1 rRNA gene is annotated in these 1,545 nt (G+C 54.2%); it reads left to right on the plus strand.

What is annotated here, in order from left to right:
• The first annotated feature begins 12 nt into the window (after positions 1 to 12).
• Positions 13 to 1,541, plus strand: a 16S ribosomal RNA gene (locus ACP6L2_RS18110).
• Positions 1,542 to 1,545 lie beyond the last annotated feature (4 nt).

The following is a 1,545-nucleotide window of genomic DNA, read 5'->3' on the forward strand; positions in this document are numbered from 1 at the left end:
ACACTTCATTCTACAATGGAGAGTTTGATCCTGGCTCAGGATGAACGCTAGCGGCAGGCCTAATACATGCAAGTCGGACGGGATCCAGTGGTAGCTTGCTACCATCTGGTGAGAGTGGCGCACGGGTGCGTAACGCGTGAGCAACCTACCCATATCAGGGGGATAGCCCGAAGAAATTCGGATTAACACCGCATGACACCTTTACCCGGCATCGGGAAGAGGTCAAATATTCATAGGATATGGATGGGCTCGCGTGACATTAGCTAGTTGGTGGGGTAACGGCCCACCAAGGCGACGATGTCTAGGGGCTCTGAGAGGAGAATCCCCCACACTGGTACTGAGACACGGACCAGACTCCTACGGGAGGCAGCAGTAAGGAATATTGGTCAATGGGGGCAACCCTGAACCAGCCATGCCGCGTGCAGGACGACTGCCCTATGGGTTGTAAACTGCTTTTGCCAGGGAATAAACCCACCTACGTGTAGGTGGCTGAACGTACCTGGAGAATAAGGATCGGCTAACTCCGTGCCAGCAGCCGCGGTAATACGGAGGATCCGAGCGTTATCCGGATTTATTGGGTTTAAAGGGTGCGTAGGCGGCACTTTAAGTCAGGGGTGAAATACGGCAGCTCAACTGTCGCAGTGCCCTTGATACTGAAGTGCTTGAATGCGGTTGAAGACGGCGGAATGAGACAAGTAGCGGTGAAATGCATAGATATGTCTCAGAACACCGATTGCGAAGGCAGCTGTCTAAGCCGTTATTGACGCTGATGCACGAAAGCGTGGGGATCGAACAGGATTAGATACCCTGGTAGTCCACGCCCTAAACGATGATGACTCGATGTTTGCGATATACCGTAAGCGTCCAAGCGAAAGCGTTAAGTCATCCACCTGGGGAGTACGCCCGCAAGGGTGAAACTCAAAGGAATTGACGGGGGCCCGCACAAGCGGAGGAGCATGTGGTTTAATTCGATGATACGCGAGGAACCTTACCCGGGCTTGAAAGTTACTGAAGCATCCAGAGACGGATGCGTCCTTCGGGACAGGAAACTAGGTGCTGCATGGCTGTCGTCAGCTCGTGCCGTGAGGTGTTGGGTTAAGTCCCGCAACGAGCGCAACCCCTATGTCCAGTTGCCAGCACGTAATGGTGGGGACTCTGGCCAGACTGCCTGCGCAAGCAGAGAGGAAGGCGGGGACGACGTCAAGTCATCATGGCCCTTACGTCCGGGGCTACACACGTGCTACAATGGATGGTACAGCGGGCAGCTACACAGCAATGTGATGCCAATCTCGAAAAGCCATTCACAGTTCGGATCGGGGTCTGCAACTCGACCCCGTGAAGTTGGATTCGCTAGTAATCGCGTATCAGCAATGACGCGGTGAATACGTTCCCGGGCCTTGTACACACCGCCCGTCAAGCCATGAAAGCTGGGGGTACCTAAAGCATGTAACCGCAAGGAGCGTGTCAGGGTAAAACCGGTAATTGGGGCTAAGTCGTAACAAGGTAGCCGTACCGGAAGGTGCGGCTGGAATACCTCCTTTCTAG

It is taken from the genome of Sphingobacterium lactis (genome assembly GCF_051951495.1).
GTDB lineage: Bacteria > Bacteroidota > Bacteroidia > Sphingobacteriales > Sphingobacteriaceae > Sphingobacterium > Sphingobacterium lactis_A.